Origin of the sequence: Bacillus sp. FJAT-25509 (assembly GCF_001420605.1) — a bacterium.
In the GTDB taxonomy this organism is placed as follows: Bacteria; Bacillota; Bacilli; order Bacillales; family Bacillaceae_G; genus Gottfriedia.
Genome location: NZ_LJIZ01000016.1, coordinates 331,401 through 357,536 on the forward strand (window position 1 = coordinate 331,401; position 26,136 = coordinate 357,536).

The following is a 26,136-nucleotide window of genomic DNA, read 5'->3' on the forward strand; positions in this document are numbered from 1 at the left end:
TTTCTTAATTAAAAGTTGATATGAAAAGTAAAAGTGAGCAAATTAATTGCTCACACTTTTATTTGGACAAAGTCTCAGTAAATATGAATTTTTAGTCTGATTGAAAACGTTTGACTTTAGAGTTGCGAATCCTGATGAGGAACTAAAGTTAACCTAAACAGTAATAAGCACCTCGGCAGGCGACGAGTCAACGAGGATAGCAAGCGTTTTTGCTGGTAGTCTAAGTGCAAGAAAATTAATTGCTTACACTTGTTGATCCTCTTTGTAGTCACATGATACACATTGAACTTGAATACCTTTTTTCATTTTCTTTTCAACTAATAAGTTTTCACATTTTGGACATGGTCTCGCAATTGGCTTATCCCATGATAAGAATTCACATTCAGGATAATTCGTGCATCCATAGAATATTCGATTCTTTTTCGATTTACGTTCGATTATATTCCCATCTTTACATGTAGGACATTTGACACCAATATCTTTTACGATTGCTTTTGTATTTCTGCAATCTGGAAAGTTTGAGCATGCCATGAACTTACCGTATCTACCCATTTTAAATACCATCGGGCTTCCACATAATTCACAGTCTTCACCAGCAGGTTCATCTCTAATTTCAACTTTTTGCATTTCTTTTTCAGCTATTTCTAAGTGCTTCTCAAAACCTCTATAAAATTGATCTATGATTTGAATCCAGTTCACATTGCCGTCTTCAATTTTATCAAGGTCACCTTCCATTTGAACCGTAAACTCAATATTAATTACTTCTGGGAAAAACTCAACGACTAAATCAAATACTATTTGACCTAGTTCAGTAGGGACAAATCTTTTATTATCTAATGAAACATATCCACGTTTTTGTATCGTTTCTAAAGTTGGTACATAAGTTGATGGACGACCAATCCCTAACTCTTCAAGAGTTTTTACTAATCTAGCTTCCGTGTAACGTGGTGGTGGCTGAGTAAAATGTTGTTCAGGTAATAGATCTTCTAATTTAACTTTCTCACCTTCAGCTAACGGTGGAAGGATACGGTCTTTTTCTTCTGTGCCATCATCATTACTTTCTATATACACCTTCATAAAACCAGGGAATTTAACTACTGACCCATTGGCTCTAAATATTACATCGTTATTAATTAAGTCAACTTTTACCGTATCTAGTATTGCAGATGCCATCTGACTAGCAACAAATCGTTCCCATATTAATTTATAAAGTCGATATTGATCGCGGCTAACATGAGCTTTGATCGTATCAGGCGAACGTAAAGTTGATGTTGGTCTAATTGCTTCGTGTGCATCTTGTACTTTATCTGATTTTTTTTCGCTTTTTTTATTTGTAGCAACAAAATCTGCACCATAAGTATCAATTATATAAGATTTTGCTTCCTCAGCCGCAACATCGGATATTCTAGTTGAATCAGTTCTCATATATGTGATTAACCCGACCTGGCCTCCACTACCTAGGGAAATTCCTTCATATAATTGCTGTGCAATCATCATCGTTTTCTTTGCACGCATATTTAATTTTCTAGCTGCTTCCTGCTGTAGTAAGGAAGTAGTAAAAGCAGTTGCTGGATTACGTTTACGTTCTTTTCTAGTAACACTTAGAACTTCAAAGTGATCACCTTTAATTTGTGATAAAACATTTTTTACATCAGTTTCAGAATTCAATTCCACTTTTTTACCATTAACTCCGTAAAAAGAAGTATCAAATGTTTCTTTCTTTGTTAAAGCCTTACTTTTAATTGTCCAATATTCTTCAGGTTGGAAGATTCCAATCTCTTTTTCTCGTTCGATGATTAGTCTAAGAGCGACAGATTGAACTCGACCTGCACTTAAGCCCTTTTTCACTTTCTTCCATAGTAATGGGCTTATGTTATACCCTACTAATCGATCTAGCACACGTCTTGCTTGCTGAGCGTCTACTAAATTCATATTAATTGGTCTAGGTTTTTTAAAAGACTCTTTAATAGCATCTTTAGTAATTTCATTAAACACTACACGACAATCCGATGATGTATCGATATTAAGTGTATTCGCAATATGCCATGCTATTGCTTCACCTTCGCGATCTGGATCGGCTGCTAGATAGATTTTTTTTGCTTTTTTCGCAGCAGATCTTAAATCCTTTAAAACTGGACCTTTTCCACGGATTGTTATGTATTTTGGGTTGTAATCGTTTTCTATTTCAATCCCCATCTGGCTTTTAGGTAGATCTCGAACATGTCCCATTGATGCGATTACTTTGAATTTCTTACCTAAGTACTTTTCTATTGTTTTAGCCTTTGAAGGGGACTCCACTATAACTAAATTTTCTGCCATCTTTTAAGCCTCCCGAGAGTTTCCTATTCATTACTCTCTGTATTCCTTATTTCTTTCTTTTATTCTTATGTATTCTCAAATAGATTCATAATAAGAAGAGTTCAATTTATATTTTTGATTTTCCTTCATACAATTTCAAATTGTATAGTTTATTCTATACATTAGTCAAATTTTATTTAGATATAAAATAACACAAGTCGCCTTAGTATTGTCAATATTTTGTAATATAAACATATTTTTTTATTTTTTAGTATATTCCTAAAATTCCTCTAAAATATCATTTGTACATGTAATTAATTTCGCTCCATCCTGAATTAATCGATGATTTCCTTTATATTCTTCCATTATAATCGGACCTGGCACTGCAAATACCTCTCTATTATATTGAATTGCAAAATTTGCAGTAATCATCGTCCCGCTCTTTTCCTTAGCCTCTAAAACGATTAAACCTTTTGATAACCCAGCAATAATTCTATTTCTTCTAGGAAAATATCTTTTTTCTGGTCCAATATAATATGGATATTCGCTAATAACTAAATGATTTAATGATATTTCATTAAATAAGTTACGGTTTTCTTTCGGATAAATATAGTCTAACCCACAACCGACAACTGCAATCGTTGTTCCGTTGTGGAAAATAGCAGAATTATGTGCAATTGAATCGCATCCAGATGCCATTCCACTTACAATAACACAATTTTCTTTTATTAGGCCTAAAATTATCGAATCACAAATAATTTTCGCAAATAAAGTTGGTTTTCTAGCTCCAATTATACTCAACATAAATTGTTCATTAAGGATATTTTGATTTCCTTTTAAATATAAAACAAACGGAGGGTCACATATTTCTCTTAACAAATCCGGATATAAATCATCATAAATTGTAATAATTTTAATATTTTTTTTATAGCTTTCTTTTAAAATATCAAAAATGGAAGTTGAATGAAGTTGACTATATAATTTTTCAGCGGCGTTTGAAGTCATTTGAAATGTAGTTTTAAATGTAGAAGGTGAGTATTGATAGAGGTTTTCTAAATGTGGATCATAGAGAAGTATCTTTTTGATTGCTTGATAGTTTTCAAATAAAAAATGATGCAAATGAATAAGTCGAATTTTCTTTTCCATGTATTCTCCTTTCTTATAAGAAAGTAGCCCCCTATCGGAGGCTACTCAGACTGTTGGCAAACGCTCTCTTTCTTCGTTGCTTCGCCTGTCTGTGGTGCTCATTACCGTCAAGGTAACTCCGCTCCTCACCAGGCTACGCGCCTCGAAAGACAAGCGTTTTCAATCAGTCTGATAATAATATTTTTCGAACTTTTGTCTAATAATTAAGTAGCCTCCTATCGGAGGCTACTTAATTTATCATTCTTATACTAAAGCTTCATGTGTCTTACATTGTTCATATAAGCCACGCTCTTTTAATGCACCAATTAAAGTTTCGCCCATTACTGCAGGAGTAAGTGCAACTTTAATGCCACAGCTTTCCATTGTAGCCATTTTCTCTTTAGCAGTACCTTTACCGCCTGCGATGATAGCACCAGCATGTCCCATACGTTTACCTTCTGGAGCTGTTTGACCGCCAATAAATCCTACTACTGGTTTCGCCATATTAGCTTGTACCCACTCAGCAGCTTCTTCTTCTGCAGTTCCACCGATTTCACCGATCATAATAACTGCATAAGTTTCTGGATCTTCATTGAATGCTTTTAATACATCGATGAAGTTTGTTCCATTTACAGGGTCTCCACCAATACCTACAGCTGTAGATTGACCAATACCAGCTTGAGTTAATTGATGTACAGCTTCATAAGTTAATGTACCAGAACGTGATACGATTCCTACATGACCTTTTTTGTGAATGTAACCAGGCATGATACCAATTTTACACTCATCTGGAGTGATAACACCAGGACAGTTAGGACCAACTAATCTAGTCTTTTTGCCTTCCATGTACTTTTTAACTTTTACCATATCAAGTACTGGAATACCTTCTGTAATACAAATAGCGATATCTAATTCTGCATCAACTGCTTCCATGATTGCATCAGCAGCAAATGCTGGTGGTACGTAGATTACAGATGCATTAGCACCAGTAGCTTCAACTGCATCTTTAACTGTATTGAATACAGGTACGCCAGCAATGTCAGTTCCACCTTTACCAGGAGTTACACCACCAACGATTTTTGTACCATACTCTAACATTTGAGTTGTATGGAATAAGCCTTGTGAACCAGTAATACCTTGTACAATGACTTTTGTATCTTTATTAATGAATACGCTCATTTTTATCCTCCCTTTCTTAGCCTACAAGTGCAACGATTTTTTCAGCGCCATCAGCCATTGAATCTGCTGCAACAATGTTTAAGCCTGACTCATTAAGAATCTTCTTACCTAATTCAACATTCGTTCCTTCTAAACGAACAACTAATGGTAAGTGTAAACCAACTTGTTTAGTTGCTTCGATTACACCTTCAGCAATAACATCACACTTCATGATGCCACCGAAGATATTAACGAAAATACCTTTAACATTTTGGTCAGAAAGGATGATTTTAAATGCTTCTGTAACTTTCTCAGCTGTAGCACCGCCCCCAACATCAAGGAAGTTAGCCGGGTCTCCACCGTAGTGTTTAATGATATCCATTGTAGCCATTGCTAGACCAGCACCATTAACCATACATCCGATATTTCCGTATAAAGAAATATAGTTTAAGTCATACTTAGAAGCTTCGATTTCTTTTGGATCTTCTTCTTCTAAGTCACGGTAAGCTAAAATGTCTGCATGACGATATAAAGCATTTGAGTCAAAGTTTAACTTTGCATCTAATGCCATTACTTCACCATCACCAGTAACTACTAATGGGTTAATTTCAGCGATTGAGCAATCTTTTTCGATAAACGCACTATATAAGCCCATCATGAACTTAACAGCTTTGTTTACTAAGTTGCTTGGAATGTTGATATTGAACGCAATACGACGAGCTTGGAAGCCTTGTAGACCTACTGCTGGATCAATATACTCTTTAAAGATTTTTTCAGGTGTTTTTTCTGCTACTTCTTCAATTTCAGTTCCACCTTCTTCAGAAGCCATTAATACAACTTGAGAAGTAGCGCGGTCTAAAACTAAACCAACATAATATTCTTTTTTAATATCGCAGCCTTCTTCGATAAGTAAGCGCTTAACTTCCTTACCTTCTGGTCCAGTTTGATGAGTAACTAATACTTTACCTAGTATTTCACTAGCATATGTATTTACTTCATCTAAATTTTTCGCTACTTTTACGCCACCCGCTTTACCGCGGCCACCAGCGTGAATTTGAGCTTTTACTACGCATACAGCTGTACCTAATTCTTTAGCTGCTTCTACTGCTTCTTCAACTGTGAATGCAACTTTACCGTTTGGTACTTTTACGCCATAGCTTCGTAGGATTTCTTTCCCTTGATACTCATGGATATTCATGATCCATCCTCCCCTTTTAGAACAAGACAAATTAAAACACATCCCTATTGTATCTCTTACAGAATATACTGTAAATACTTTAGTAGAAAAGAATTAAATATTCTATGTTTTTTATAGAAAACCTTTTCATATACAATAGTCAATGTAGTTTATCATATTACAATATTATTTTTCCAATAATATATCCTTACCCTATAAAAAATAGATTAACAACAGTTTGAATCATTTTTGATTTTAGGTTTACATCATTTCGATTCATTTATCTACTTAATATAAACTTAGAATATTATGTAATCTTAACTGTCATTAATCTAATATATTTTAGTCCACTTCAGTAATTTGATGTATGTTAACTACCAATTATTTTTACATTCAAACTTTATCTTTTATTGGTGCAAAGGATCTTCTATGTTCATTAATAATTCCATGCTCATCAATCGCTTTTAGATGTTCCTTTGTTCCATATCCCATATGCTTTTCAAATCCGTAGTTTGGATGCTTTAAACTTAGTTCGCACATTAAAGAATCCCTTGTTTCTTTTGCAAGTACAGATGCAGCTGCTATACTGATACTTGTTGCATCGCCCTTAATGATTGATGTTTGAGAAATATCTAGCGGGAGTTTCATTGCATCAATTAATAAATGTTCAGGCGAATGAGTAAGTTGTTCAATTGCACGTCTCATCGCTAATTTAGTTGCTTCATAAATATTGATTTCATCAATTTCAGTTGAACTGGCCATTCCAACTCCATAAGAAATTGCTTCTTCCTTGATCCGCTTTACGAAGTACTGTCGTTTCTCTTTCGATAATTTTTTTGAATCATCTAATCCAATTAGCTCAGTATTTTCCGCTAAAATTACAGCTGCTGCTACAACAGGACCAGCTAATGGACCTCTACCAACTTCATCTACTCCTGCAATTAACTTTATATTTTGACTATAAAGATTCTGTTCATATTCCATCATTTTAAGAAATTTCTTTCTAGCTAAATCTTTTTTTTCTTGTTCTCTATACCATTTAGCAATTAGCTTTTGCACACCAATTCTTTGATCACTTTCTAATTCTTTTAAGAGTTCATTTGTTGGGTCAGTTAATTCACTTAGTTTATTTTTTATTTCATCTATTTTCAGAGACATAATCTAGAACTCCTTAATTTTCATTAAAAAAGAAGAAAGTACGCTTATTCTTGCGCACTTTCTTCTAATATTTCATCAGTCACTTCAAGCATTGATGGATTTTCGAAAGTTAATCTTCCTAATTTTCCCGCTCTTAGCTCACGTAAAAATAAATCAGATGTTTTATCATAATCTATAATTCCGCCTGACATAAGTAATCCACGTTTCTTTCCAATATGATCAAAAATATCAACGACTTCTTCAGAAAATAAAACTTCCTCATTCATGTCATATCTTTCTTTTAATACATTTGGATAAAACTCTCTTAAATATTTAATCGCATAAATCATTACCTCTTGAAGGTTAATGATACTATCTTTAATTGCTCCTGTAGTTGCTAAACGAAGACCTACAAGTTGGTCTTCAAATTTAGGCCACAATATACCTGGTGTATCAAGCAGTTCAATTTCTTTCCCTACTTTTATCCACTGCTGTGCTTGCGTTACGCCTGGACGGTCACCAGTTTTAGCAATATTCTTTCGTGCAAGCTTATTGATTAAAGTCGACTTACCAACATTCGGGATCCCTACAATTAACGCTCGAATTGCGCGAGGTTTAATCCCTTTAGATCTCATTTTATCAAACTTCTCTTTTACAAGTATTTCACAAGAAGAAATAATTGCTTTTAACCCTTGTCCAGATGCCGCATCGATAGCAATTGCCATTACGCCTTGTTTTTCATAATGCGCTAACCATTGCTGAGTAACTCTTGGATCCGCTAAATCCGCTTTATTTAACAAAAGTAATCTTGGTTTATTTGAAATTATTTCATCGATCATTGGATTTCTAGAAGCTGCGGGTACCCTTGCATCCGCTAATTCAATTACTACATCAATTAGTGAAAGTTTTTCTGTAACTTGTCTTCTAGCTTTTGCCATATGGCCTGGAAACCATTGAATCGTCATGTTGCCACCTTCTTATACATTGAATAATCAAGATTAATTCGGCTTTTATTTAGCCATTTCAACCTCAGATAACGGCCAAAAAACAAAACTTGCTCGGCCTAAAATTTCTTTTTGACTAACTGTTCCGATAATACGACTATCTTTACTTAATCGACGATTATCACCTAAAACGAATACTTGTCCTTTAGGTACAGTTTTTCTACCAGTAATCTCTTCTAACTTAAAGTCTTCAGTTAGAGGACCATCTGTTGTTTCTTTTTTATATTCGTTTAAATATGGTTCTTTATACGGTTTACCGTTAACATATAGGACATCGTTTCTATATTCTACTGTGTCACCTGGTAAGCCAATAACTCGTTTAATATAATCTTTTTCCTTTGTAGCATGGAAGACTACTATATCAAAACGTCTAGGTTCATGTAGTTTGTATACGATTTTATTTACAATCATTCTACTTTGATCCTGTAGTGTTGGCATCATTGAGATACCATCAACTAAAACCGGTGTAAAAAGGAATGTTCGAATACCAAGTGCAAGTACAAGCGCAATAAAAATTGTTTTAACTAATTCCCAAATTCCACCACTATTGCTTTCTTTCAACCTAATCCCTCCATTTAATAACCATACGTTTTGCATTTTTAAACCAGTAAAGTTAATAACTTTATTTATGTATTCTATTTTACTTTTTATTATATCCATAATCTACAAATATTGGAAAAAAAGGAGCTTGTTTTATACAAGCTCCTTTCAAAAGACTATCGAAGTTCTTTAATTCTTGCTTTTTTACCAGTAAGTGCACGTAGGTAGTAAAGTTTAGCACGACGTACTTTACCGCGACGAACAACGTCTAATTTAGCAATTTTTGGAGTGTGAATTGGGAACGTACGTTCAACACCAACTCCGTAAGAAATTTTACGAACTGTGAAAGTTTCGCTAATTCCGCCACCACGACGTTTAATAACTACACCTTCGAATAATTGGATACGCTCACGAGTACCCTCAACAACTTTAACGTGAACTCGTACAGTATCACCAGGACGGAATGCTGGTAAGTCAGTTCTTAGTTGTTCTTTTGTAATTTCGTTGATTAAATTTTGCATAATTTATGCTCTCCTTTTCCAACCGATGCTCTTACAAGATTTAGTGACTCGCAGCGGAACACCGAGAATAAAGGCTTAAGTAATTACTCAAGCCACAAGTTATATTAACATATTCTATTAGTGCGCGCAACTAGTTTTCTTGTTTTAATTCTTCTTTTACTTGATCCATCCATTGTGACTCTTTTTTAGATAGATCGTAGTTTTCAAGTAAATCTGGACGACGCGTTATCGTTCGCTTAAAAGATTGTTTTGTTCGCCATTCTTCGATTAGAGCATGATTTCCAGATAATAAAACATCTGGTACTTTATGGCCTCTAAAATCGGCAGGTCTTGTGTAATGAGGATGCTCTAATAAACCTGTACTAAATGAATCTTCAATTTTTGAAGTTGTATTACCAAGTACACCAGGTAATAACCGAACAACACTATCAGCAATTACCATAGCACCTAGTTCTCCACCTGTTAATACATAATCTCCAATTGAGATTTCATCTGTCACTACATGTTCACGAATTCGTTCATCATAACCTTCATAATGTCCACAAATAAAGATTAAATGCTCCTCTTTTGCAAGCTCTTCAGCTTTACGTTGACTAAATCGCTCTCCTTGAGGGCATAGAAGGACTACTCTCGGCTTATTTTCACTTTTTGATACTAATTCATCAACAGCATCAAAAATAGGCTGTGGGGCTAGTACCATACCAGCGCCCCCACCATATGGGTAGTCATCAACATTTGAATGTTTATTCGTAGAGAAATCTCTAAAATTTACACAACGAAACTTAACAGCCTCTTTTTCCTGTGCTTTTTTTAGAATAGAAGAATTTAAAACTCCTTCAAACATTTCTGGAAAAAGAGTTAGAAAATCTAATTTCATCATAATAGACCTTCCATTAATTCGATTTTAACTTTTTTATTCTCCACATTTATTTCTTTCACAATTTGCTCGATATAAGGAATAAGAGCATCTTTTTGACCTTTTCTTTGTATAACCCAAACATCATTTGCACCTGGAGATAAAATTTCTTTTATTTTTCCGATTTCTTCTCCATCAACTGTCTCAACAACACAACCAATGATTTCATGGTAATAGTACTCATTTTTATCTAGCTCGTGTAATTGATCTTCAGTAATCTTTAAAATCCCATTTTTAAGTGGTTCTACAGAGTTTAAAGACTCATACCCTTCAAATGTAAGTAAATCAAAATTTTTATGTACACGGTGACTTGTTACGATTAATTCAATTGGTGTTGTTTCATTTTCTTTAAAGAAATATAGTGTATTACCTTTTACGTAACGTTTTTCTGGAAAATCAGTTCTTGAAATAACACGAACCTCTCCTCGAACTCCATGTGTATTTACAATTTTTCCGACATTTAAATATTTTTTCATTCTTTTACCTCTATATTAAAATTTCTTCTATTTATTATTAGTTTGACCATTTAGATTGTATATATGTCTACTTGAGACTTCAACGGTTAAAACAGATTGCTTAATGCCAAGTATAGCATATCTTAAAGTCATTAAAGCATCAAAAGCTACCTCTTGAATAAACGACTCGTTCAATTCATAAAAAGTGGCTATCACTTTATTTTGGGCTTTCTAAGTAAAACTCTGTAATGTTGAAAACGGCCCTTAGCTATAGCCAAGGACCGTTTTACATTACTGAATATCTAAGTGAATACGTTTTGCGTGTTCATTACTCGCTGCATATACAACCGTACGAATCGCTTTAGCAATTTTACCATGTTTGCCAATCACTCTACCAGCATCTTCAGGGTTTACCTGTAAATGAAAGAATAGATTGTTCTCATCTTCTTTAACTTGAAGTGAAATATCCTCTGGATGATCTACAAGACTTGAAACAATTGCATTTATGAGTGTATTCATCTTTTTTTCCATAATTACTTGCCGTTGCGAGCGTTGTGGAATTTCTCTAAGATACCAGCTTTAGAGAATAAGTTACGAACTGTATCAGATGGTTTAGCACCTGTTCCTAACCATTTTAATGCTGCTTCTTCGTTAATTTTGATTTCAGCTGGTTGAGCAACTGGATTGTAAGTTCCAATTTCCTCGATGAAACGTCCATCACGAGGAGAACGAGCGTCTGCTACTACTACACGGTAAAAAGGAGATTTTTTAGCTCCCATACGTTTTAAACGAATTTTAACTGCCATTTTTAAAGCACCTCCGAAAATATTTACAACGATTTATATATTATCAAAAACCAATACTGTTTGTAAAGTAAAATTTCTTAACAGCATAATTTTTTATTAAATGATGTTTAAATGCTGGAAAATTATACAATTAGATTAGAATAAGCCCGGAAATTTAAAACCTTTCTTCTTCCCTTTTTGCATACCGCCCATCATTTTCATCATTTTTTTCATTTCTTCAAACTGTTTTAATAAACGGTTTATTTCTTGTACAGGGCGACCAGAACCCTTAGCTATTCGCTTTCTGCGACTAGAGTTAATAATATCTGGTGTAAGCTTTTCCTGCTTTGTCATTGATTGAATAATTGCCTCTACATGAGCGATTTGTTTATCGTCAATTTGCACATCATTCAATCCTTTAATTTTGTTTGCACCTGGCATCATTTTTAAAATATCACCAAGTGGTCCCATTTTTTTAACTTGAGAAAGTTGGTCTAAGAAATCATCTAAAGTAAAAGATGCATTTCTTAATTTTTGTTCCATTTCTTTTGCTTTTTCTTGGTCAACGTTTTCTTGTGCCTTTTCAATTAAAGTAAGCACATCACCCATTCCTAGAATACGTGATGCCATTCGTTCTGGATGGAACGGCTCAATTGCATCTAGTTTTTCACCAAGTCCAACAAATTTAATTGGAGTATTCGTCACTGCACGAATTGATAAAGCTGCACCACCACGAGTATCGCCATCAAGCTTCGTCAATACGACTCCAGTTAAACCTAATTGATCATTAAAGCTTTGTGCCACATTGACTGCGTCTTGTCCTGTCATTGCATCAACAACAAGGAAGATTTCTTCAGGTTTTGAAAGTTCTTTAATTTGTGCAAGTTCTTCCATTAAACCTTCGTCAATATGTAAACGACCTGCAGTATCAATTAGGACATAATCATGATGCTCATCCTTAGCGTGTTGAATCGCTTGTTTCGCAATTTCAACAGGACTTACTTGATCACCTAATGCAAATACAGGCAAATCTAATTGTTTACCTAATGTTTGAAGCTGTTTAATCGCGGCAGGACGATAAATATCCGCTGCAACCAAAAGTGGCTTACGATTGTACTTTTTTCGAAGTAAATTCGCTAATTTACCTGTCGTTGTTGTTTTACCAGCACCTTGTAAACCAACCATCATAATAACAGTCGGCGGGCGATTTGCAACAGCAATTTTGCTTTGTTCTCCACCCATTAAAGCTGTTAGTTCTTCTTGAACTACTTTTACAACATGTTGACCAGGCGTTAAGCTTTGTAATACTTCTTGTCCTACTGCACGTTCAGAAACACGTTTCACAAAATCTTTAACAACTTTAAAGTTAACATCCGCCTCAAGTAAAGCAAGACGTACTTCTCTCATCATTTCCTTGACATCAGATTCAGATACTTTACCTTTGCCTCGAACCTTTTGTAATGTCTTTTGAAGTCGGTCGGCTAATCCTTCAAATGCCATAAAACCGTCCTCCTTATTATTCTAATTTCTCTAACGCATCGATTACTCGAAGAAACTCGTCATCTACAACTTTACCTGTTTTGGTATAAGTTTTCAAATTATTTAAAAGTTCATTTCGTTGTTGAAATTTTTTTAGAAGTAATAATTTCTCTTCATATTCTTCTAACATAGCTTCAGTACGTTTTATATTATCATAAACCGCCTGTCTACTTATGCTAAACTCTTCCGCAATCTCACCTAAAGAATAGTCATCCAAATAATATAATGACATATAGCTTTGTTGTTTAGGAGTTAAAAGAGAATGATAAAAATCATATAGATAATTGATTCTCATCGTCTTATCTAACATTGTATGATCTGCCAAAACTATCACTCCTTTGTTAAGTGAATTGCCTTTACATATGCTAGTTTACCTAATACACAAATATCTGTCAAGTTTTTTACTTGACGATAAAATAAAAATTAAACCGTTGTTTCTTCGCACAATTTAAAAAAAGTGGATATGTCATTCAATTTAAACATATCCACGTCATTTCATAATTTTTGAATTATGCTTCTTTATTCATTAAATCTCCAAATAGACCATATACAAATTGTTCTGCTTGGAATGGTTGTAGGTCGTCCATTTTTTCTCCAAGGCCGACGAATTTTACTGGTACTTTTAGTTCATTTCGGATTGCTAAAACAATACCACCTTTAGCCGTTCCGTCTAGTTTCGTTAAGACGATACCAGAGACATTTGTTGCTTCGGAGAAGGTTTTTGCTTGAACAAGACCATTTTGGCCAGTTGTTGCATCAATTACTAGCAGTACTTCGTGTGGTGCACCAGGTACTTCTCTAGCAATGACATTGCGTACTTTTTCAAGTTCTTTCATTAAGTTTACTTTATTTTGTAGACGGCCAGCTGTGTCACAAAGTAAAACATCTACTTTACGAGCTTTTGCAGCTTGAACCGCATCAAACATTACTGCAGCTGGGTCTGAACCTTCACCTTGTTTAATTGTATCAACACCAACACGTTCTCCCCAAACTTCTAATTGATCAATAGCTCCCGCTCTAAATGTGTCTCCAGCAGCAAGTAGTACTTTTTTACCTTCAGTTTTTAGTTTATGCGCGATTTTACCAATTGAAGTTGTTTTTCCTACACCGTTAACTCCAACGAATAAAACAACTGTTAAGCCATCAGGATTTAAATTTAACTCAAATGAATCATCAGTTAAATCATCACCTTTATACAAATCAACTAGTTTTTCAGAAATAACTTCTTGTACACCTTTTGGATCTTGAATATTTTTTCGTTTAACTTCAGTTTTCAAGTCCTCTACTAGTTCCATTACTGTGTTTACACCAACATCAGCCATAATTAGAATTTCTTCAAGTTCTTCAAAAAAATCTTCATCTACTTTACGGTATCTAGCAAATAAATCGTTTAACCCTTCTGTAAGGTTATTTCTAGATTTCTCTAATCCAGTTTTAAATTTTTGAGTTACTGACTCAGTTTGTTTTGAGATTGTTTCTTTTAATTTCTTAAAAAAGCTCATAATTTCAATCCTTTCTAATTACCATTCGATAATAATGCTTCGCCTTCATCCAAACGAACTGATACTAGCGTAGAAACTCCATATTCTTGCATTGTTACACCGTATAATACATCACATTCTTCCATTGTACCTTTACGGTGTGTAATAACAATAAATTGAGTTTGTTCACTAAAATATTTTAAGAATTTTGCAAATCGAGCTACATTGGCCTCATCTAGTGCAGCTTCAACCTCATCAAGTACACAGAACGGTACTGGACGTACTTGTAAAATAGCAAAAAGTAGTGCGATTGCCGTAAGCGCACGTTCCCCTCCTGATAATAAGCCTAAATTTTGTAGCTTTTTACCTGGTGGCTGTGCAACAATATCGACACCTGTTAACAATAAATTTTCCTCATCCGTTAGAACTAAATCAGCTCTTCCTCCACCAAACAACTGAGTAAAGACGACTTGGAATTTTTCACGAATTGCACTAAAACTCGTTTCGAAACGTTTTGTCATTTCTTCATCCATCTCACTAATTACATTGTAAAGTGTGATTTTTGCTTCATTTAAATCAGTTCTTTGTTCTTGAAGAAAATCATGACGTTCAGATACTCGTTCATACTCATCAATTGCACCAATATTTACAGTTCCTAATTCCTCAATTGAAAGCTTTAATAGTTTAACTCGTTTCCTTGCATCATCAACGGTCATTTCTAGAGTATATTTCATTTTTGCTGCTTCGTAAGTAGTCATATACTTCACATTCAGTTGTTCTAGACGATTTTCAAGCTCTACATCAAGTCGATTACTATTTACTTCTTGTTGTTTTAGTAAATCAGATAGCGACTTGTATTGACGTTGCTTTTCGCGTAATGATTGGGCATAATCTTCGAGCTCCGTTTGATAAGTAATTCGTTGCTCTCGACGTTTAGAAATAATTTCCGTCGTTTTTGAAAATTCAATTCGAGTATCCGAAATTATTTTCTCGAGCTCTTCCTTACCATTTTCATTCGTCATAAGTTCACTTGATAAGAAAATTATTTTTTCCTTCGTTTCTTCAAGAATTTGCTTTTGTTTTATAGAATTCTCTACAAACTGGCGAATTCGTTCGTTACTATAACTTAACTTTTGCTCTTCTTGTGCTAGAGAAATTTTCAGACTAGTTAACTTCGATTGTAATTCATCTTTAATTTCTTTTTGATTTAGTTTCCGTTCAGTTAATTCATTGATCTTCTGTTCTTTTGAAATTATCTCATTTTTCACATTAGCATTTAACGACGATAATTCCTCTAGACGATCTTTAACCTTTAGTAAATCACTTGCTGAACTTCCCATTTCTAAATCATAAATTGCTAAAGCATCGTTAATATTTTTTTCTTCAAATTCGATACTTTTTAGTTGTTCCATAATTGAAACAATTATTTGCTTAACCTTTTCAATTTCCTCATTTATTGTTTGAGCTTTAGAAGAACTTTCTAGATTTGTCGCTTTAAGAGTATGAACCTCACTCTCAAGCAAGTTAGTCTTTTCTTGCATATCTTTTAGCTTTACAGTGATTTCCTCTAACTCTCGCTGTCTTCCAATAAGTGAAGAATTCGTAGTTCGAACAGCCCCACCAGTCATCGCTCCACCAGGATTAACTACATCACCTTCAAGCGTGACAAAGCGATAGCGATGTCCAACGAGTTTAGCCAGTTCATTAGCACCTTTTAAATCTTGTGCGATTAAAACAGTTCCAAGTATGTTTTGAATCACTTGTTCATACTCGCTTGAATAACTAACAAGGGATGATGCAACTCCAATAAATGAAGGATTTCTTTTTAATCCTTCAATAACATTAGCTGGTACAAAACGAGCTTTAACAATATTCATAGGTAAAAATGTAGCTCGGCCTAGTCGTTGCTGCTTTAAAAATTGAATTGCTCTTCTAGCATGCTCGTCATTTTCAACAACAATTTGTTGTGTAGCTGCACCTAGTGCAATTTCAATCGCAATTTCGTATTGTTTGTTTGTTGTAATTAGTTCAGCAATTGCACCTTTAATACCTTCTAGTCTTGTGCCTCTTGCTTTCAATATTTCTTTAACACCTTGATTAAAACCAGCAAAATCTTCTTGAAGTTCTTCAAGTGTTTCTTTTCTTGATTTTGTTTGTTGAATAAACTGATAAGCTTTATTTAGTAATTCTTCTTTTTCCTTTAAAACTGTTGAAGTTTCATCAAGCTGCTTATTCAGCGTTTCAAATTTAACATTTAACTCATTAAATGTTAAATCAAATTGTTCTTTCTCATTAAGCAATTCAGTTTTTCTATTCTGTAATTGCTCTCTTTGACGAATGTATTTTTCATTTTCTAAATCTAATCGACTTGATTTAACTGAGTATTGTTGACTTTGCTTTTCAAGCATCGTTTTTTCATTTTTAATCGATGCTTGATTATTTAATAGCTCAATATAATCAGATTTTATTAATTCGATTTGTTCTTCAATATCACCCTCATAAGATATAATCTCATTTTGGATCTCAACAATATTAGTTTTCGTTTTGTTTACATTTTGACGAGAACATTTTTCTTGTTCTTTTTCTGCTTCGATTAATTGATTCGTCTCGTTTATTTGTTCAGTAACTTCATCAACTTGTTTTCTTAATTGTTCAGATTGAGTTGAAGTATTTCTTTTTCGCTCCTTCATTAGTTCTTTCTGACCTTCATATTTTTCCAAGTTCTTCGTAACGGTTAATAAAACTTGCTGCAATTGATCAATTGATTCATCTAATGCATTTAATTTCTCTTGTAATTCGTGTTGTTTTGATTCTTCAGTCGAAATCTCTGTCGATAACGAAATTTCTAAATCAGAGTTTTGGGCAACTTCTTGTTTAAGCTCCTCCCATTTCTGGTGAAGCGATTCAATTTCGTATACTAATAGAGCTGCCTCAACCTTTTCTAGCTCATCTCTATGTTCTATGTATTCCTTTGCAATTGAAGCTTGCATTCTTAATGGTTCAATTTGCGAGCTTAGTTCAAATAAAATATCATCAACTCGGTTTAAGTTTTCTTGTGTTTCGAATAATTTTGCTTCAGCCTTTTTCTTTCGGTTTTTATACTTTAATACTCCAGCTGCTTCTTCAAAAATTCCTCTTCGTTCTTCTGGCTTACTGCTTAATATTTCTTCAACCTTCCCTTGAGAAATAATAGAGAATGCCTCTCTTCCGAGTCCAGAATCCATAAATAAATCAACTATATCTTTTAACCGACAAGATTGTTTATTAATATAAAAATCACTATCTCCAGAACGGTAAACACGTCTAGTTACACTTACTTCATTATACTCAAGTGGTAATTGTTGATCTTCATTATCTAATGTCAGTGTAACTTCTGCATAATTTAAAGGTTTTCTTCCTTCACTACCAGCAAAAATAATATCCTCCATCTTCGCTCCTCGTAGTGATTTGACTGACTGTTCTCCTAGTACCCATCTAATGGCATCAGTAATATTACTTTTACCGCTTCCATTTGGTCCTACAACTGCTGTAACACCTTTTACAAAATCTATATTAACTCGCTGAGCGAATGATTTAAATCCAATTATATCTAGTCGTTTGAGGAACAACTGAATTCCCCCTTTTTTGATTTAATTATATACACAAAAACTCCCCCATAAAAGGGGGAATTCGTCATTTTTATCGATTATCCGACAAGTTTCTACTAGATTTTTTACTTAATCTATTTACTTGACTCTTTTAATTTTAATAATGCTTCTTTAGCTGCTTGTTGCTCTGCTTCTTTCTTAGATCTACCACTACCGATTCCTAATGTTTCACCATTTAATAATACTTTTGAAACAAATTCTCGGTTATGAGCTGGTCCTTTTTCTTGAAGTATTTTATACTCAATTGAACCTGTGGAGTCTCTTTGTACAAACTCTTGTAACTGACTTTTAAAATCCATCACATGCGAAAAAGCACCATCGTTTATTTTTGGGAATATATGAAGAGATAAGAAGTTAATAACTGTTTGTAATCCTTGGTCCAAATATAATGATCCAATGAATGCTTCAAAAACATCCGCAAGTAGTGCTGGACGTGTTCGACCACCTGTCATTTCTTCCCCGCGACCAAGTAATATATATCGACCAAAATCTAACTCATGCGCAAATTTCACAAGTGATGGTTCACAAACGATTGCGGCACGTAATTTTGTTAACTCGCCTTCACTCATTGTGATATATTTTTGAAATAAATATTGTGAAACGGTAAGCTCTAAAACAGCATCCCCTAAATATTCTAATCTCTCATTATCTTCATATGGTTTTTTACGATGCTCATTCACATAGGATGAATGTGTAAACGCTTGAATTAGCAAGCCCTCATTATTAAACATAATATTTATTTGTTTTTGTAATTTTACAAAATTCTCTTTTTCAACATCAGAAAGTTTAAATTCTCTTACTCTTCTTGAATGCGGCATATTTACCTCCAACTAAAAAGCAGTTTGATATGCTGCTAAACCTACTAGTCAAGAAAATGATGAGAAGTCCCGTATAAAATACGGGACTTTTCTCATTACATGTTGCTCTCTATGTAGTTCACAACATCACCAACTGTGACGATTTTTTCAGCATCTTCGTCAGAAATTTCTAATTCAAACTCATCTTCTAATTGCATTACTAATTCAACTACGTCTAATGAGTCTGCATCTAAATCTTCTTTGAAACGGCTTGTAATTTGGATCTCAGATTCTTCTACACCTAAACGGTCAACAATAATCTTTGATACGCGCTCTAATACATCTTGCATTATTATTCACCTCCCCCCAAAGATTGTCTACTTATGCATTATACATAAAAATTTGGCAAACGCCAAACTAATTCATTACAAGTCCACCATCAACATTGATTGTTTGTCCAGTAATGTATCTACTTGCATCCATTGCTAAGAATACTACTGCGTTTGCAATATCTTCTGGTTGACCAAAAGATTGCAATGGAATATTAGATAACATTTGCGTTCTAATTTGCTCATTTAATTCATTTGTCATATCAGTTTCAATAAAACCAGGCGCAATTGCATTAACTGTAATATTTCTAGTAGCTAATTCCTTTGCTGCTGTTTTTGTTAAACCTAATACGCCAGCTTTTGCAGCTACATAGTTCATTTGTCCTGGATTACCAATTTGTCCAACAACTGAACTAATATTAATGATGCGGCCATTACGTTGACGAGTCATAAACTTCGCTGCTGCTTTGATACAATTGAATACGCCTTTTAAGTTTGTATCAATTACATCATCCCAATCAGCATCTTTCATGCGTAATAAAAGACCATCTCTTGTAATACCTGCGTTGTTTACTAGTATATCAATACTACCAAATTCATCAACAGTATTTTTTACTAAAGCTGCAACTTCTTCACCATTTGATACATTTGCTTTATAGCAAATCGCTTTAACTCCAAGAGCTGTAATTTCTTCTACAACTTTAAGAGCAGCCGCTTCATTCCCAGAATAATTAACAACTACATTCGCACCATTTTTAGCTAAAGTTAATGCGATTGCTCGTCCGATACCGCGAGATCCACCTGTAACTAATGCAACTTTACCATTTAGCATGATTTTATTTCCTCCCACTCATTTAAAAATTGGTTTAATGTTTCAACATCATAAACATTTACTAATTTTGATGATGGAGAGATTGCTTTTACTAATCCAGTTAAAACTTTACCAGGACCAATTTCAACGAATGTATCAACACCAAGGTCAACTAATTCTTGAATAGATTGGTTCCATTTTACCGGAGAATATAATTGATTAACTAATAATTCTTTAATTTCATTTGCATCTGTAACAACTTTAGCAGTAACATTTGAAATTAATGGTGTTACACAATCATTTACATTAATTTTACCAAGCTCATTTTGGAATTCTTCGCTTGCAGGTTTCATTAAAGATGAGTGGAATGGACCACTTACTTTTAAAGGTAATACACGTTTAGCTCCAGCTTCTTTTAGTAAGCCAGAAGCAATTTGTACACCTTCTGCATCTCCAGTAATAACCACTTGTGTAGGAGAATTATAGTTCGCAATACCTACAGAATGACCATTTTTATTTACTTCAGAAATAACTTCTTCAATTTTTTCTGGAGCTAAAAATAATACAGCTGCCATTGCACCTTGTCCTACTGGTACTGCTTGCTCCATTAATTGACCGCGTTTATGTACTAATTTAACACCGTCTTCAAATGAAATGCTGTTTGCTGCTACAAGCGCTGTAAACTCACCTAAACTATGACCAGCGACAAAGTCTGGTTTAATTCCAGCTGCTTTAATCTTCTCAAGCATAGCAATTGAAGTTGTTAAGATTGCTGGCTGTGCATGATATGTAGCAGTTAACTCTTCATCAGTTCCATTGAAAATAATTTCAGAAAGACTAAAACCAATTTGTTCGTTAGCAGTTTCAAAAATAGATCCACATTCATTATAGCTCTCAGCTAAATCTTTACCCATTCCAACTTTTTGTGATCCTTGTCCAGGAAAAATAAACGCCACTTTACCCATTGGAGTGACCCCCTTATGCATTTGATTCGATTTTCTCCATGTGATCACTTACTAGTTTTACAACATTATGTTCAACCATCGTTTGAGTTTGCTTAATTGCACTAAAAATCCCCATCGCATCAGAACTTCCATGAGCCTTAATGACAGGTGATTTCAAGCCAAATAACGCTGCTCCACCATACTCAGAGTAATCCATTTTCTTTTTTACACCTTTTAAGTTTGGTTTTAATACAGCTGCTGCAAGCTTTGATGTGAAATTAGTAAGCATCGCATCTTTAATTAATGAAAACATTGCAAGTGCAGTACCTTCAATAGCTTTTAAAGCTACATTTCCAGTATACCCGTCTGTAACTACTACATCTGCTACTGAGTTCATTAAGTCTCTAGCTTCAACATTTCCTATAAAATTCAAATTACTTTCTTTTAGTAATTGGAATGTTTGTTTAGCAAGTTCATTACCTTTTTTATCTTCCGTACCGACATTTAGTAATCCAACAGTCGGATTATGTATACTTCTAACCTTTTCGGCATATACAGATCCCATTATTGCATATTGAAGTAAATGGTTTGCTTTTGCATCAACATTAGCACCTACATCAAGAAATACAAAGCCTTTGCCATCTAAAGTAGGCATCGTAGGTGAAAGTGCAGGTCGTTCTACACCTTCCATTCGACCAACGACTAATAAGCCCGCTGTCATCAATGCTCCAGTGTTTCCCGCAGAAATACATGCATCGGCATTGCCTTCTTTTACTTGGTTTGCCATTAAGACCATAGAAGCATTCTTTTTTCTTCTAACCGCTCTAACTGGTTCTTCAGTTCCTTCAATTACTTCATCTGTATGGATAATCGTTATATTTTTATCATTCGTTAAGAATGGTTTAATTTTTGATTCATCACCAATTAAAGTAATATGTATATCATTTAATTTTTCAACTGCAAGCATCGCACCTTCAACGATAGCTTTTGGGGCATGATCTCCACCCATTGCATCGATCGCTAATTTCATCTTGTTCACTTCCTATTCTTCAATACTTCGGTGGTACATTTCGAACAAGCCATGGAATACATGTTCTTTTTCAACATAGCCATTGATATCAACTGTAGTACGCCTCGGATCTCCTTTTTGCGGTAAAACCTTTGCCTTCGCAATTACTCGGTCATTTGTTCTTACAGGTTTAATAAAAACAAAATTGGATTTAGCTGTAAGAGCTAAATCATCATGAATAACTGCAACTGCTAAAGAATTAGCCTGGGCAAATAAGTGATGACCTCGGGCAATTCCATTTCTACTAAAAGTATGCTCTTCCTTAACGTCAAATATAGAAATGGCACTTTCGTTTAAATGAATATCAATAACTTCACCGATTATTTCATCTACTGGTAGTGATTTTACATCTTCTAATTGCTGAGTGGCAACATTTTTGATGCGCTCTCTTAACTCAGGAATTGATAATTCAAGACGATCAAGACGAATAGTTTGTATGCTCACAGATAATTGATTAGCTAAATCTTCATCTGTAATAAACGGATTTTCTTTTATAATTTTTTTTAACAATTCATGACGATCTTTTTTATTTCTTCTCATATTACATACCTCAACTACTAATTTGTGACCAGGTATTAAATACAGTTTATATTAAAAATCCACGTATTACAATAGTTTTTTGACAAACTTTTAATACCTAGTACTAATCTAATTTTTCTGAATTAAATATTCCCGTTCTGTCTAAGTACATTCTTAATTCTTGATATTCATTAGCTTTCCAAAATACATCTGAATTAACAAGTAATGTTGCATCATTTCGAGCAACTTCTAATGCACGATAGTCATGTACCATATCAGCCATTTTAAATTCGGGTACACCACTTTGCTGTTTTCCAAAGAAATCTCCTGGTCCTCTAAGTTCTAAATCTTTTTCACTTAACTCAAAACCATCGTTTGTTTCTGTCATGATTGTTAGTCTTTCTTTTCCTACCTCACTTTTTGGATCGCCAACTAAAATACAATATGATTGTTCTGAACCTCGTCCAACTCGTCCTCTTAGTTGATGTAATTGTGAAAGTCCAAATCGGTCTGCATCATAAATAACCATCACAGTTGCATTCGGTACATTTACACCCACTTCTACAACTGTCGTTGATACTAATATTTGAACATCATTAGCTGCAAATGCCTTCATTACGTCATCTTTCTCTGTTGATGAAAGCTTTCCATGCATCAATCCAACCTTCGCTATATTTTGATAATGAAAAGATAGAACACTATGTAAATCCAATGCATTCTGAAGGTCTAGTTTCTCTGACTCCTCGATTAGAGGACAGATTAAATACGCTTGTCGTCCATTTTTAATTTCTTTACCGATAAAATCTAAAACACGATCAAACATTTCTTGTTTAACCCAATACGTTTCTATTTTTTTACGACCAGCCGGATATTCATCAATAATCGAGACATCCATTTCACCAAATGCCGTTATTGCCAAAGTTCTTGGGATTGGAGTTGCTGTCATAAATAAAACATCAGGGAAATAACCTTTTTCTCTTAAAACTCTTCGCTGACCAACACCAAATCGATGTTGTTCATCTGTAATTACAATGCCTAATTTATTAAATTGAACCTCATCTTGAATTAAAGCATGAGTTCCGACTAAAATATGTACCTCACCGTTTTTTAATCGTTCTAGGATTTCACGACGCTTTTTACCTTTTACAGAACTTGTAAGAAGTTCAACATTTACTTCAGTATGTTGTAGCATTTTTGCTAAAGATTCAAAATGTTGCTCAGCTAATATTTCTGTAGGCACCATTAATGCCCCTTGGTAACCATTAAGTGTACATGCATACAATGCAATGGTAGCGACAACTGTTTTTCCCGAACCAACATCACCTTGTAATAAGCGATTCATTCGATAAGGACTTTCTAAATCTGTGAATATTTCTTGTACAACTCTATTTTGAGCTGATGTCAGAGGAAATGGTAAGGATTGGATTAGTTGTTGAATTTTTTCAATGTTTAATGTTTTTGGGATACCTTTTGATTGATTACGCTGAATTTTTCGAAGTGCTTGCATTTTTAGTTGGAAAAGAAAAAACTCTTCATAAACAAAGCTTCTTCTAGCTTGTTTTAAACTATTCGCATCAATTGGATGGTGAAGTAATCTCATAGTTTCTGAACGATTTAAAAGTTTATATTTTTGAATAAGTTCTTTTGGCACTAAGTCATTTATTAAATGTCCAAATTTTTTAAAGGACTGCTCAACAAATTTACGCATTGTTTTTACAGACATTTTGCCCTTAATTGAATAGACAGGCTCAATTTCATGACTATTCGTACGAGAACCAAATACAAGGTCTGATAATGAAATGGTTTGTTTATGTTGATCCCACTTACCAGAAACAGTTACATGCTCATTTAAGTTTAACTTTGTTTTAAAATACGGTCGATTAAAACAAATAACAGTAATTAAGTATCGATCAACTAAAAGTCGAAATGTTAATCGTGATTTATTTTTGCCAAAATATTGAAGAAGAGGAGCGCTATGAACAATCCCCTCGACTGTCACGCGCTCTTCATGCTTCACTTCTGATAAATCCTTATTTCGAAAATCCTCATATCGATACGGTAAATATTCGATTAAGTCATTTATAGTAAAAATACCCATATCATTTAATTGTGTTTCAGTTTCATCGCCAACACCACTTAATACAGATACTTTTTGTTCAAGTTCAATACTCACTATTTTTTTAGCGAAACACCAAATATTTTTGCTTCTAATTCACGTCCTGTTGGCGTTGCCGCTAGTCCTCCTTCTGCAGTTTCTCTTAGCGCAGATGGCATTGTTTGTCCAATTCGATACATAGCATCAATTACTTCGTCACATGGGATACGACTTGTAATACCTGCTAATGCCATATCTGCTGCTACCATTGCGTTAGCAGCACCCATTGCATTTCGCTTAACACATGGGACTTCTACTAAACCTGCAACCGGGTCACATACTAAACCAAGCATATTTTTTAATGTAATAGCAAATGCTTCAGCACTTTGACTTGGAGTACCACCAGCCATTTCAACGATCGCTGCTGCTGCCATACCACTTGCAGATCCTACTTCCGCTTGACAGCCACCTGCAGCTCCTGAAATTGACGCATTATTGGCTACAACAAAACCGAAAGCACCTGATGCAAATAAGAATTCAATCATTTGCATTCGAGTTGGATTTAATTTCTCTTTTACAGCAAAAAGGGTTCCAGGTACTACCCCAGCAGAACCAGCTGTAGGAGTTGCACAAATCGTACCCATTGCAGCATTTACTTCATTTGTCGCAACCGCTTTACTAACAGCATCTAAAAGTAAATGGCCTGAAAGGAAATTACCTTTTGCAATATAATTTTGAAGTAATACAGCGTCTCCCCCTGTTAAACCTGTTGGCGAGTGAACACCTGCAAGTCCTCTTTCAACCGCCTTTTCCATAACAACAAGATTTTGCTCCATTTTACCGATAATCTCTTCACGGCTTCTTCCTGTAAATAACATCTCTTGTTGAATCATTATTTCCGAAATTTTAACATTTTTTGATTCAGCTAATTCAACTAATTCAGCAACATTTTTAAACATATAAGATCCCCCTCTCCTTAATCAACCATTTTCGTAACACGAATGATATGTGGTAAAGATTCAATTTCATTAATAACTTTATTATCTAGATCTTGGTCGACCTCAATTGCCATCAAAGCAATTTGTCCGACCTCTTTACGTGAAACTTCCATATGGCCAATATTTACAGCATATTTCATAAGGACATTTGTTACACCAGCAATCGAACCAAAACGGTCATTATGAACAACAAGGATTGCAGGGTAATTACCCGAAAGTTTAAGTTCAAATCCATTCAACTCAATAATTTCAATTTTTCCACCACCGATTGAAATTCCAACTAATTCAAATGGTTGGTCATCATCGAGAATAGAAATTTTCACTGTATTTGGATGCTCTGTTACTGCATCTTCCTCAATGAAATCTACTGACATCCCTTTTTCTTGTGCAATATTTAATGATTCTGGAATACGCTCATCAAATGTATCAAAATCTAATAATCCACCAATAAGCGCAACATCTGTACCATGTCCACGATATGTCTTAGCAAATGAACCATACAATGAAATCAAAATCTTCTTTGGTTCTTTTCCATAAAGATTTCTTGCTACACGACCAATTTTTGCCGCTCCCGCTGTATGTGAACTAGAAGGACCAATCATAATTGGACCAATTATGTCAAAAACACTTTTATATTTCATCACGTTTCCCCCAATACGTTATTGTAAAAGCGTATTTTATTTAGTTTTTGTTTTGTTAGAACAAATATTTATATAAAAACTTGGTATTACGGACAAAGCAATGTCCATCTTATAGTGTAATACGAAATTCTACAGAGTTCTATGTTATTT

The 26,136-nt window shown here is 34.3% G+C and carries 25 protein-coding genes; all 25 read right to left on the reverse strand.

Translation table 11 applies throughout. The features are described from left to right. Window positions 1-243 precede the first annotated feature (243 nt). On the reverse strand, window positions 244-2,319 hold the full coding sequence (gene topA, locus AN960_RS10815) for a type I DNA topoisomerase (RefSeq protein ID WP_056470880.1): 2,076 nt from the start codon (window positions 2,317-2,319) through the stop codon (window positions 244-246). A 258-nt stretch (window positions 2,320-2,577) separates the two neighbouring features. Beyond that, entirely contained in the window at window positions 2,578-3,444 is an 867-nt protein-coding gene (gene dprA, locus AN960_RS10820) for a DNA-processing protein DprA (RefSeq protein ID WP_056470882.1), read from the reverse strand. A gap of 243 nt (window positions 3,445-3,687) precedes the next feature. Next, on the reverse strand, window positions 3,688-4,602 hold the full coding sequence (sucD, locus tag AN960_RS10825; protein ID WP_056470883.1) for a succinate--CoA ligase subunit alpha: 915 nt from the start codon (window positions 4,600-4,602) through the stop codon (window positions 3,688-3,690). Between the two features lie 16 nt (window positions 4,603-4,618). Next, complete coding sequence (gene sucC / locus AN960_RS10830) at window positions 4,619-5,779, reverse strand: ADP-forming succinate--CoA ligase subunit beta (RefSeq protein WP_056470885.1); 1,161 nt, start codon at window positions 5,777-5,779, stop codon at window positions 4,619-4,621. 372 nt (window positions 5,780-6,151) lie between these two features. Continuing rightward, the gene (rnhB, locus tag AN960_RS10835) at window positions 6,152-6,919 is read right to left on the reverse strand and encodes a ribonuclease HII (RefSeq protein ID WP_286131701.1); all 768 of its coding nucleotides are present in this window, start codon (window positions 6,917-6,919) and stop codon (window positions 6,152-6,154) included. A 41-nt stretch (window positions 6,920-6,960) separates the two neighbouring features. Continuing rightward, complete coding sequence (gene ylqF / locus AN960_RS10840; protein WP_056470890.1) at window positions 6,961-7,860, reverse strand: ribosome biogenesis GTPase YlqF; 900 nt, start codon at window positions 7,858-7,860, stop codon at window positions 6,961-6,963. A 45-nt stretch (window positions 7,861-7,905) separates the two neighbouring features. Then, window positions 7,906-8,460 (reverse strand): signal peptidase I, encoded by a 555-nt coding sequence (gene lepB, locus AN960_RS10845; RefSeq protein WP_056470894.1) that lies wholly within the window; start codon window positions 8,458-8,460, stop codon window positions 7,906-7,908. A 155-nt stretch (window positions 8,461-8,615) separates the two neighbouring features. Further along, complete coding sequence (rplS, locus tag AN960_RS10850) at window positions 8,616-8,960, reverse strand: 50S ribosomal protein L19 (protein ID WP_025569026.1); 345 nt, start codon at window positions 8,958-8,960, stop codon at window positions 8,616-8,618. Between the two features lie 130 nt (window positions 8,961-9,090). Further along, complete coding sequence (trmD, locus tag AN960_RS10855; RefSeq protein ID WP_056471176.1) at window positions 9,091-9,837, reverse strand: tRNA (guanosine(37)-N1)-methyltransferase TrmD; 747 nt, start codon at window positions 9,835-9,837, stop codon at window positions 9,091-9,093. After that, entirely contained in the window at window positions 9,837-10,352 is a 516-nt protein-coding gene (gene rimM, locus AN960_RS10860; protein WP_056470897.1) for a ribosome maturation factor RimM, read from the reverse strand. The genes trmD and rimM overlap by 1 nt, the downstream gene beginning before the upstream one ends. A 270-nt stretch (window positions 10,353-10,622) precedes the next feature. Then, window positions 10,623-10,850: a KH domain-containing protein gene (locus AN960_RS10865; protein WP_025569023.1), complete on the reverse strand. Its 228-nt coding sequence runs from the start codon at window positions 10,848-10,850 to the stop codon at window positions 10,623-10,625. A 14-nt stretch (window positions 10,851-10,864) separates the two neighbouring features. Then, window positions 10,865-11,137 carry a 30S ribosomal protein S16 gene (gene rpsP / locus AN960_RS10870; RefSeq protein WP_025569022.1) on the reverse strand — a complete coding sequence of 91 codons (273 nt, stop codon included), beginning with the start codon at window positions 11,135-11,137 and terminating at the stop codon, window positions 10,865-10,867. Between the two features lie 135 nt (window positions 11,138-11,272). After that, window positions 11,273-12,616: a signal recognition particle protein gene (ffh, locus tag AN960_RS10875; protein WP_056470900.1), complete on the reverse strand. Its 1,344-nt coding sequence runs from the start codon at window positions 12,614-12,616 to the stop codon at window positions 11,273-11,275. A 16-nt stretch (window positions 12,617-12,632) separates the two neighbouring features. After that, window positions 12,633-12,965 carry a putative DNA-binding protein gene (locus AN960_RS10880; RefSeq protein WP_056471180.1) on the reverse strand — a complete coding sequence of 111 codons (333 nt, stop codon included), beginning with the start codon at window positions 12,963-12,965 and terminating at the stop codon, window positions 12,633-12,635. A gap of 199 nt (window positions 12,966-13,164) precedes the next feature. Then, window positions 13,165-14,157 (reverse strand): signal recognition particle-docking protein FtsY, encoded by a 993-nt coding sequence (ftsY, locus tag AN960_RS10885; protein ID WP_056470903.1) that lies wholly within the window; start codon window positions 14,155-14,157, stop codon window positions 13,165-13,167. A gap of 14 nt (window positions 14,158-14,171) precedes the next feature. Continuing rightward, the gene (gene smc / locus AN960_RS10890; RefSeq protein ID WP_056470907.1) at window positions 14,172-17,744 is read right to left on the reverse strand and encodes a chromosome segregation protein SMC; all 3,573 of its coding nucleotides are present in this window, start codon (window positions 17,742-17,744) and stop codon (window positions 14,172-14,174) included. Window positions 17,745-17,857: 113 nt separating this feature from the next. Beyond that, complete coding sequence (gene rnc, locus AN960_RS10895) at window positions 17,858-18,601, reverse strand: ribonuclease III (RefSeq protein WP_056470910.1); 744 nt, start codon at window positions 18,599-18,601, stop codon at window positions 17,858-17,860. A 95-nt stretch (window positions 18,602-18,696) separates the two neighbouring features. Beyond that, window positions 18,697-18,930: an acyl carrier protein gene (gene acpP, locus AN960_RS10900; protein WP_025568936.1), complete on the reverse strand. Its 234-nt coding sequence runs from the start codon at window positions 18,928-18,930 to the stop codon at window positions 18,697-18,699. Between the two features lie 67 nt (window positions 18,931-18,997). Next, the gene (fabG, locus tag AN960_RS10905; protein ID WP_056470912.1) at window positions 18,998-19,741 is read right to left on the reverse strand and encodes a 3-oxoacyl-[acyl-carrier-protein] reductase; all 744 of its coding nucleotides are present in this window, start codon (window positions 19,739-19,741) and stop codon (window positions 18,998-19,000) included. Further along, window positions 19,735-20,685 (reverse strand): ACP S-malonyltransferase, encoded by a 951-nt coding sequence (gene fabD, locus AN960_RS10910; protein WP_056470915.1) that lies wholly within the window; start codon window positions 20,683-20,685, stop codon window positions 19,735-19,737. The genes fabG and fabD overlap by 7 nt, the downstream gene beginning before the upstream one ends. 13 nt (window positions 20,686-20,698) lie before the next feature. Next, a complete protein-coding gene (gene plsX / locus AN960_RS10915; protein ID WP_056470919.1) occupies window positions 20,699-21,694 on the reverse strand; it encodes a phosphate acyltransferase PlsX in 996 nt (331 codons plus the stop codon). A gap of 12 nt (window positions 21,695-21,706) precedes the next feature. Beyond that, window positions 21,707-22,273 (reverse strand): transcription factor FapR, encoded by a 567-nt coding sequence (fapR, locus tag AN960_RS10920; protein WP_025568940.1) that lies wholly within the window; start codon window positions 22,271-22,273, stop codon window positions 21,707-21,709. A 103-nt stretch (window positions 22,274-22,376) separates the two neighbouring features. Continuing rightward, window positions 22,377-24,425 (reverse strand): ATP-dependent DNA helicase RecG, encoded by a 2,049-nt coding sequence (gene recG, locus AN960_RS10925; protein WP_056470922.1) that lies wholly within the window; start codon window positions 24,423-24,425, stop codon window positions 22,377-22,379. After that, entirely contained in the window at window positions 24,425-25,306 is an 882-nt protein-coding gene (gene sdaAA / locus AN960_RS10930; protein ID WP_025568942.1) for an L-serine ammonia-lyase, iron-sulfur-dependent, subunit alpha, read from the reverse strand. Before sdaAA ends, recG begins: the two co-directional genes overlap by 1 nt. Window positions 25,307-25,323: 17 nt before the next feature. Further along, the gene (gene sdaAB / locus AN960_RS10935; RefSeq protein WP_056470924.1) at window positions 25,324-25,986 is read right to left on the reverse strand and encodes an L-serine ammonia-lyase, iron-sulfur-dependent subunit beta; all 663 of its coding nucleotides are present in this window, start codon (window positions 25,984-25,986) and stop codon (window positions 25,324-25,326) included. Between the last annotated feature and the right edge of the window lie 150 nt (window positions 25,987-26,136).

What these genes read in the sequence shown, in the direction of transcription:
- topA (WP_056470880.1), bottom strand. Translation starts at nt 2,319, where the DNA reads ATGGCAGAAAATTTAGTTATAGTGGAGTCCCCTTCAAAGGCTAAAACA.
- dprA (WP_056470882.1), bottom strand. Translation starts at nt 3,444, where the DNA reads ATGGAAAAGAAAATTCGACTTATTCATTTGCATCATTTTTTATTTGAA.
- sucD (WP_056470883.1), bottom strand. Translation starts at nt 4,602, where the DNA reads ATGAGCGTATTCATTAATAAAGATACAAAAGTCATTGTACAAGGTATT.
- sucC (WP_056470885.1), bottom strand. Translation starts at nt 5,779, where the DNA reads ATGAATATCCATGAGTATCAAGGGAAAGAAATCCTACGAAGCTATGGC.
- ylqF (WP_056470890.1), bottom strand. Translation starts at nt 7,860, where the DNA reads ATGACGATTCAATGGTTTCCAGGCCATATGGCAAAAGCTAGAAGACAA.
- rplS (WP_025569026.1), bottom strand. Translation starts at nt 8,960, where the DNA reads ATGCAAAATTTAATCAACGAAATTACAAAAGAACAACTAAGAACTGAC.
- trmD (WP_056471176.1), bottom strand. Translation starts at nt 9,837, where the DNA reads ATGAAATTAGATTTTCTAACTCTTTTTCCAGAAATGTTTGAAGGAGTT.
- rimM (WP_056470897.1), bottom strand. Translation starts at nt 10,352, where the DNA reads ATGAAAAAATATTTAAATGTCGGAAAAATTGTAAATACACATGGAGTT.
- AN960_RS10865 (WP_025569023.1), bottom strand. Translation starts at nt 10,850, where the DNA reads ATGAATACACTCATAAATGCAATTGTTTCAAGTCTTGTAGATCATCCA.
- rpsP (WP_025569022.1), bottom strand. Translation starts at nt 11,137, where the DNA reads ATGGCAGTTAAAATTCGTTTAAAACGTATGGGAGCTAAAAAATCTCCT.
- ffh (WP_056470900.1), bottom strand. Translation starts at nt 12,616, where the DNA reads ATGGCATTTGAAGGATTAGCCGACCGACTTCAAAAGACATTACAAAAG.
- AN960_RS10880 (WP_056471180.1), bottom strand. Translation starts at nt 12,965, where the DNA reads ATGTTAGATAAGACGATGAGAATCAATTATCTATATGATTTTTATCAT.
- ftsY (WP_056470903.1), bottom strand. Translation starts at nt 14,157, where the DNA reads ATGAGCTTTTTTAAGAAATTAAAAGAAACAATCTCAAAACAAACTGAG.
- rnc (WP_056470910.1), bottom strand. Translation starts at nt 18,601, where the DNA reads ATGCCGCATTCAAGAAGAGTAAGAGAATTTAAACTTTCTGATGTTGAA.
- acpP (WP_025568936.1), bottom strand. Translation starts at nt 18,930, where the DNA reads ATGCAAGATGTATTAGAGCGCGTATCAAAGATTATTGTTGACCGTTTA.
- fabG (WP_056470912.1), bottom strand. Translation starts at nt 19,741, where the DNA reads ATGCTAAATGGTAAAGTTGCATTAGTTACAGGTGGATCTCGCGGTATC.
- fabD (WP_056470915.1), bottom strand. Translation starts at nt 20,685, where the DNA reads ATGGGTAAAGTGGCGTTTATTTTTCCTGGACAAGGATCACAAAAAGTT.
- plsX (WP_056470919.1), bottom strand. Translation starts at nt 21,694, where the DNA reads ATGAAATTAGCGATCGATGCAATGGGTGGAGATCATGCCCCAAAAGCT.
- fapR (WP_025568940.1), bottom strand. Translation starts at nt 22,273, where the DNA reads ATGAGAAGAAATAAAAAAGATCGTCATGAATTGTTAAAAAAAATTATA.
- sdaAA (WP_025568942.1), bottom strand. Translation starts at nt 25,306, where the DNA reads ATGTTTAAAAATGTTGCTGAATTAGTTGAATTAGCTGAATCAAAAAAT.
- sdaAB (WP_056470924.1), bottom strand. Translation starts at nt 25,986, where the DNA reads ATGAAATATAAAAGTGTTTTTGACATAATTGGTCCAATTATGATTGGT.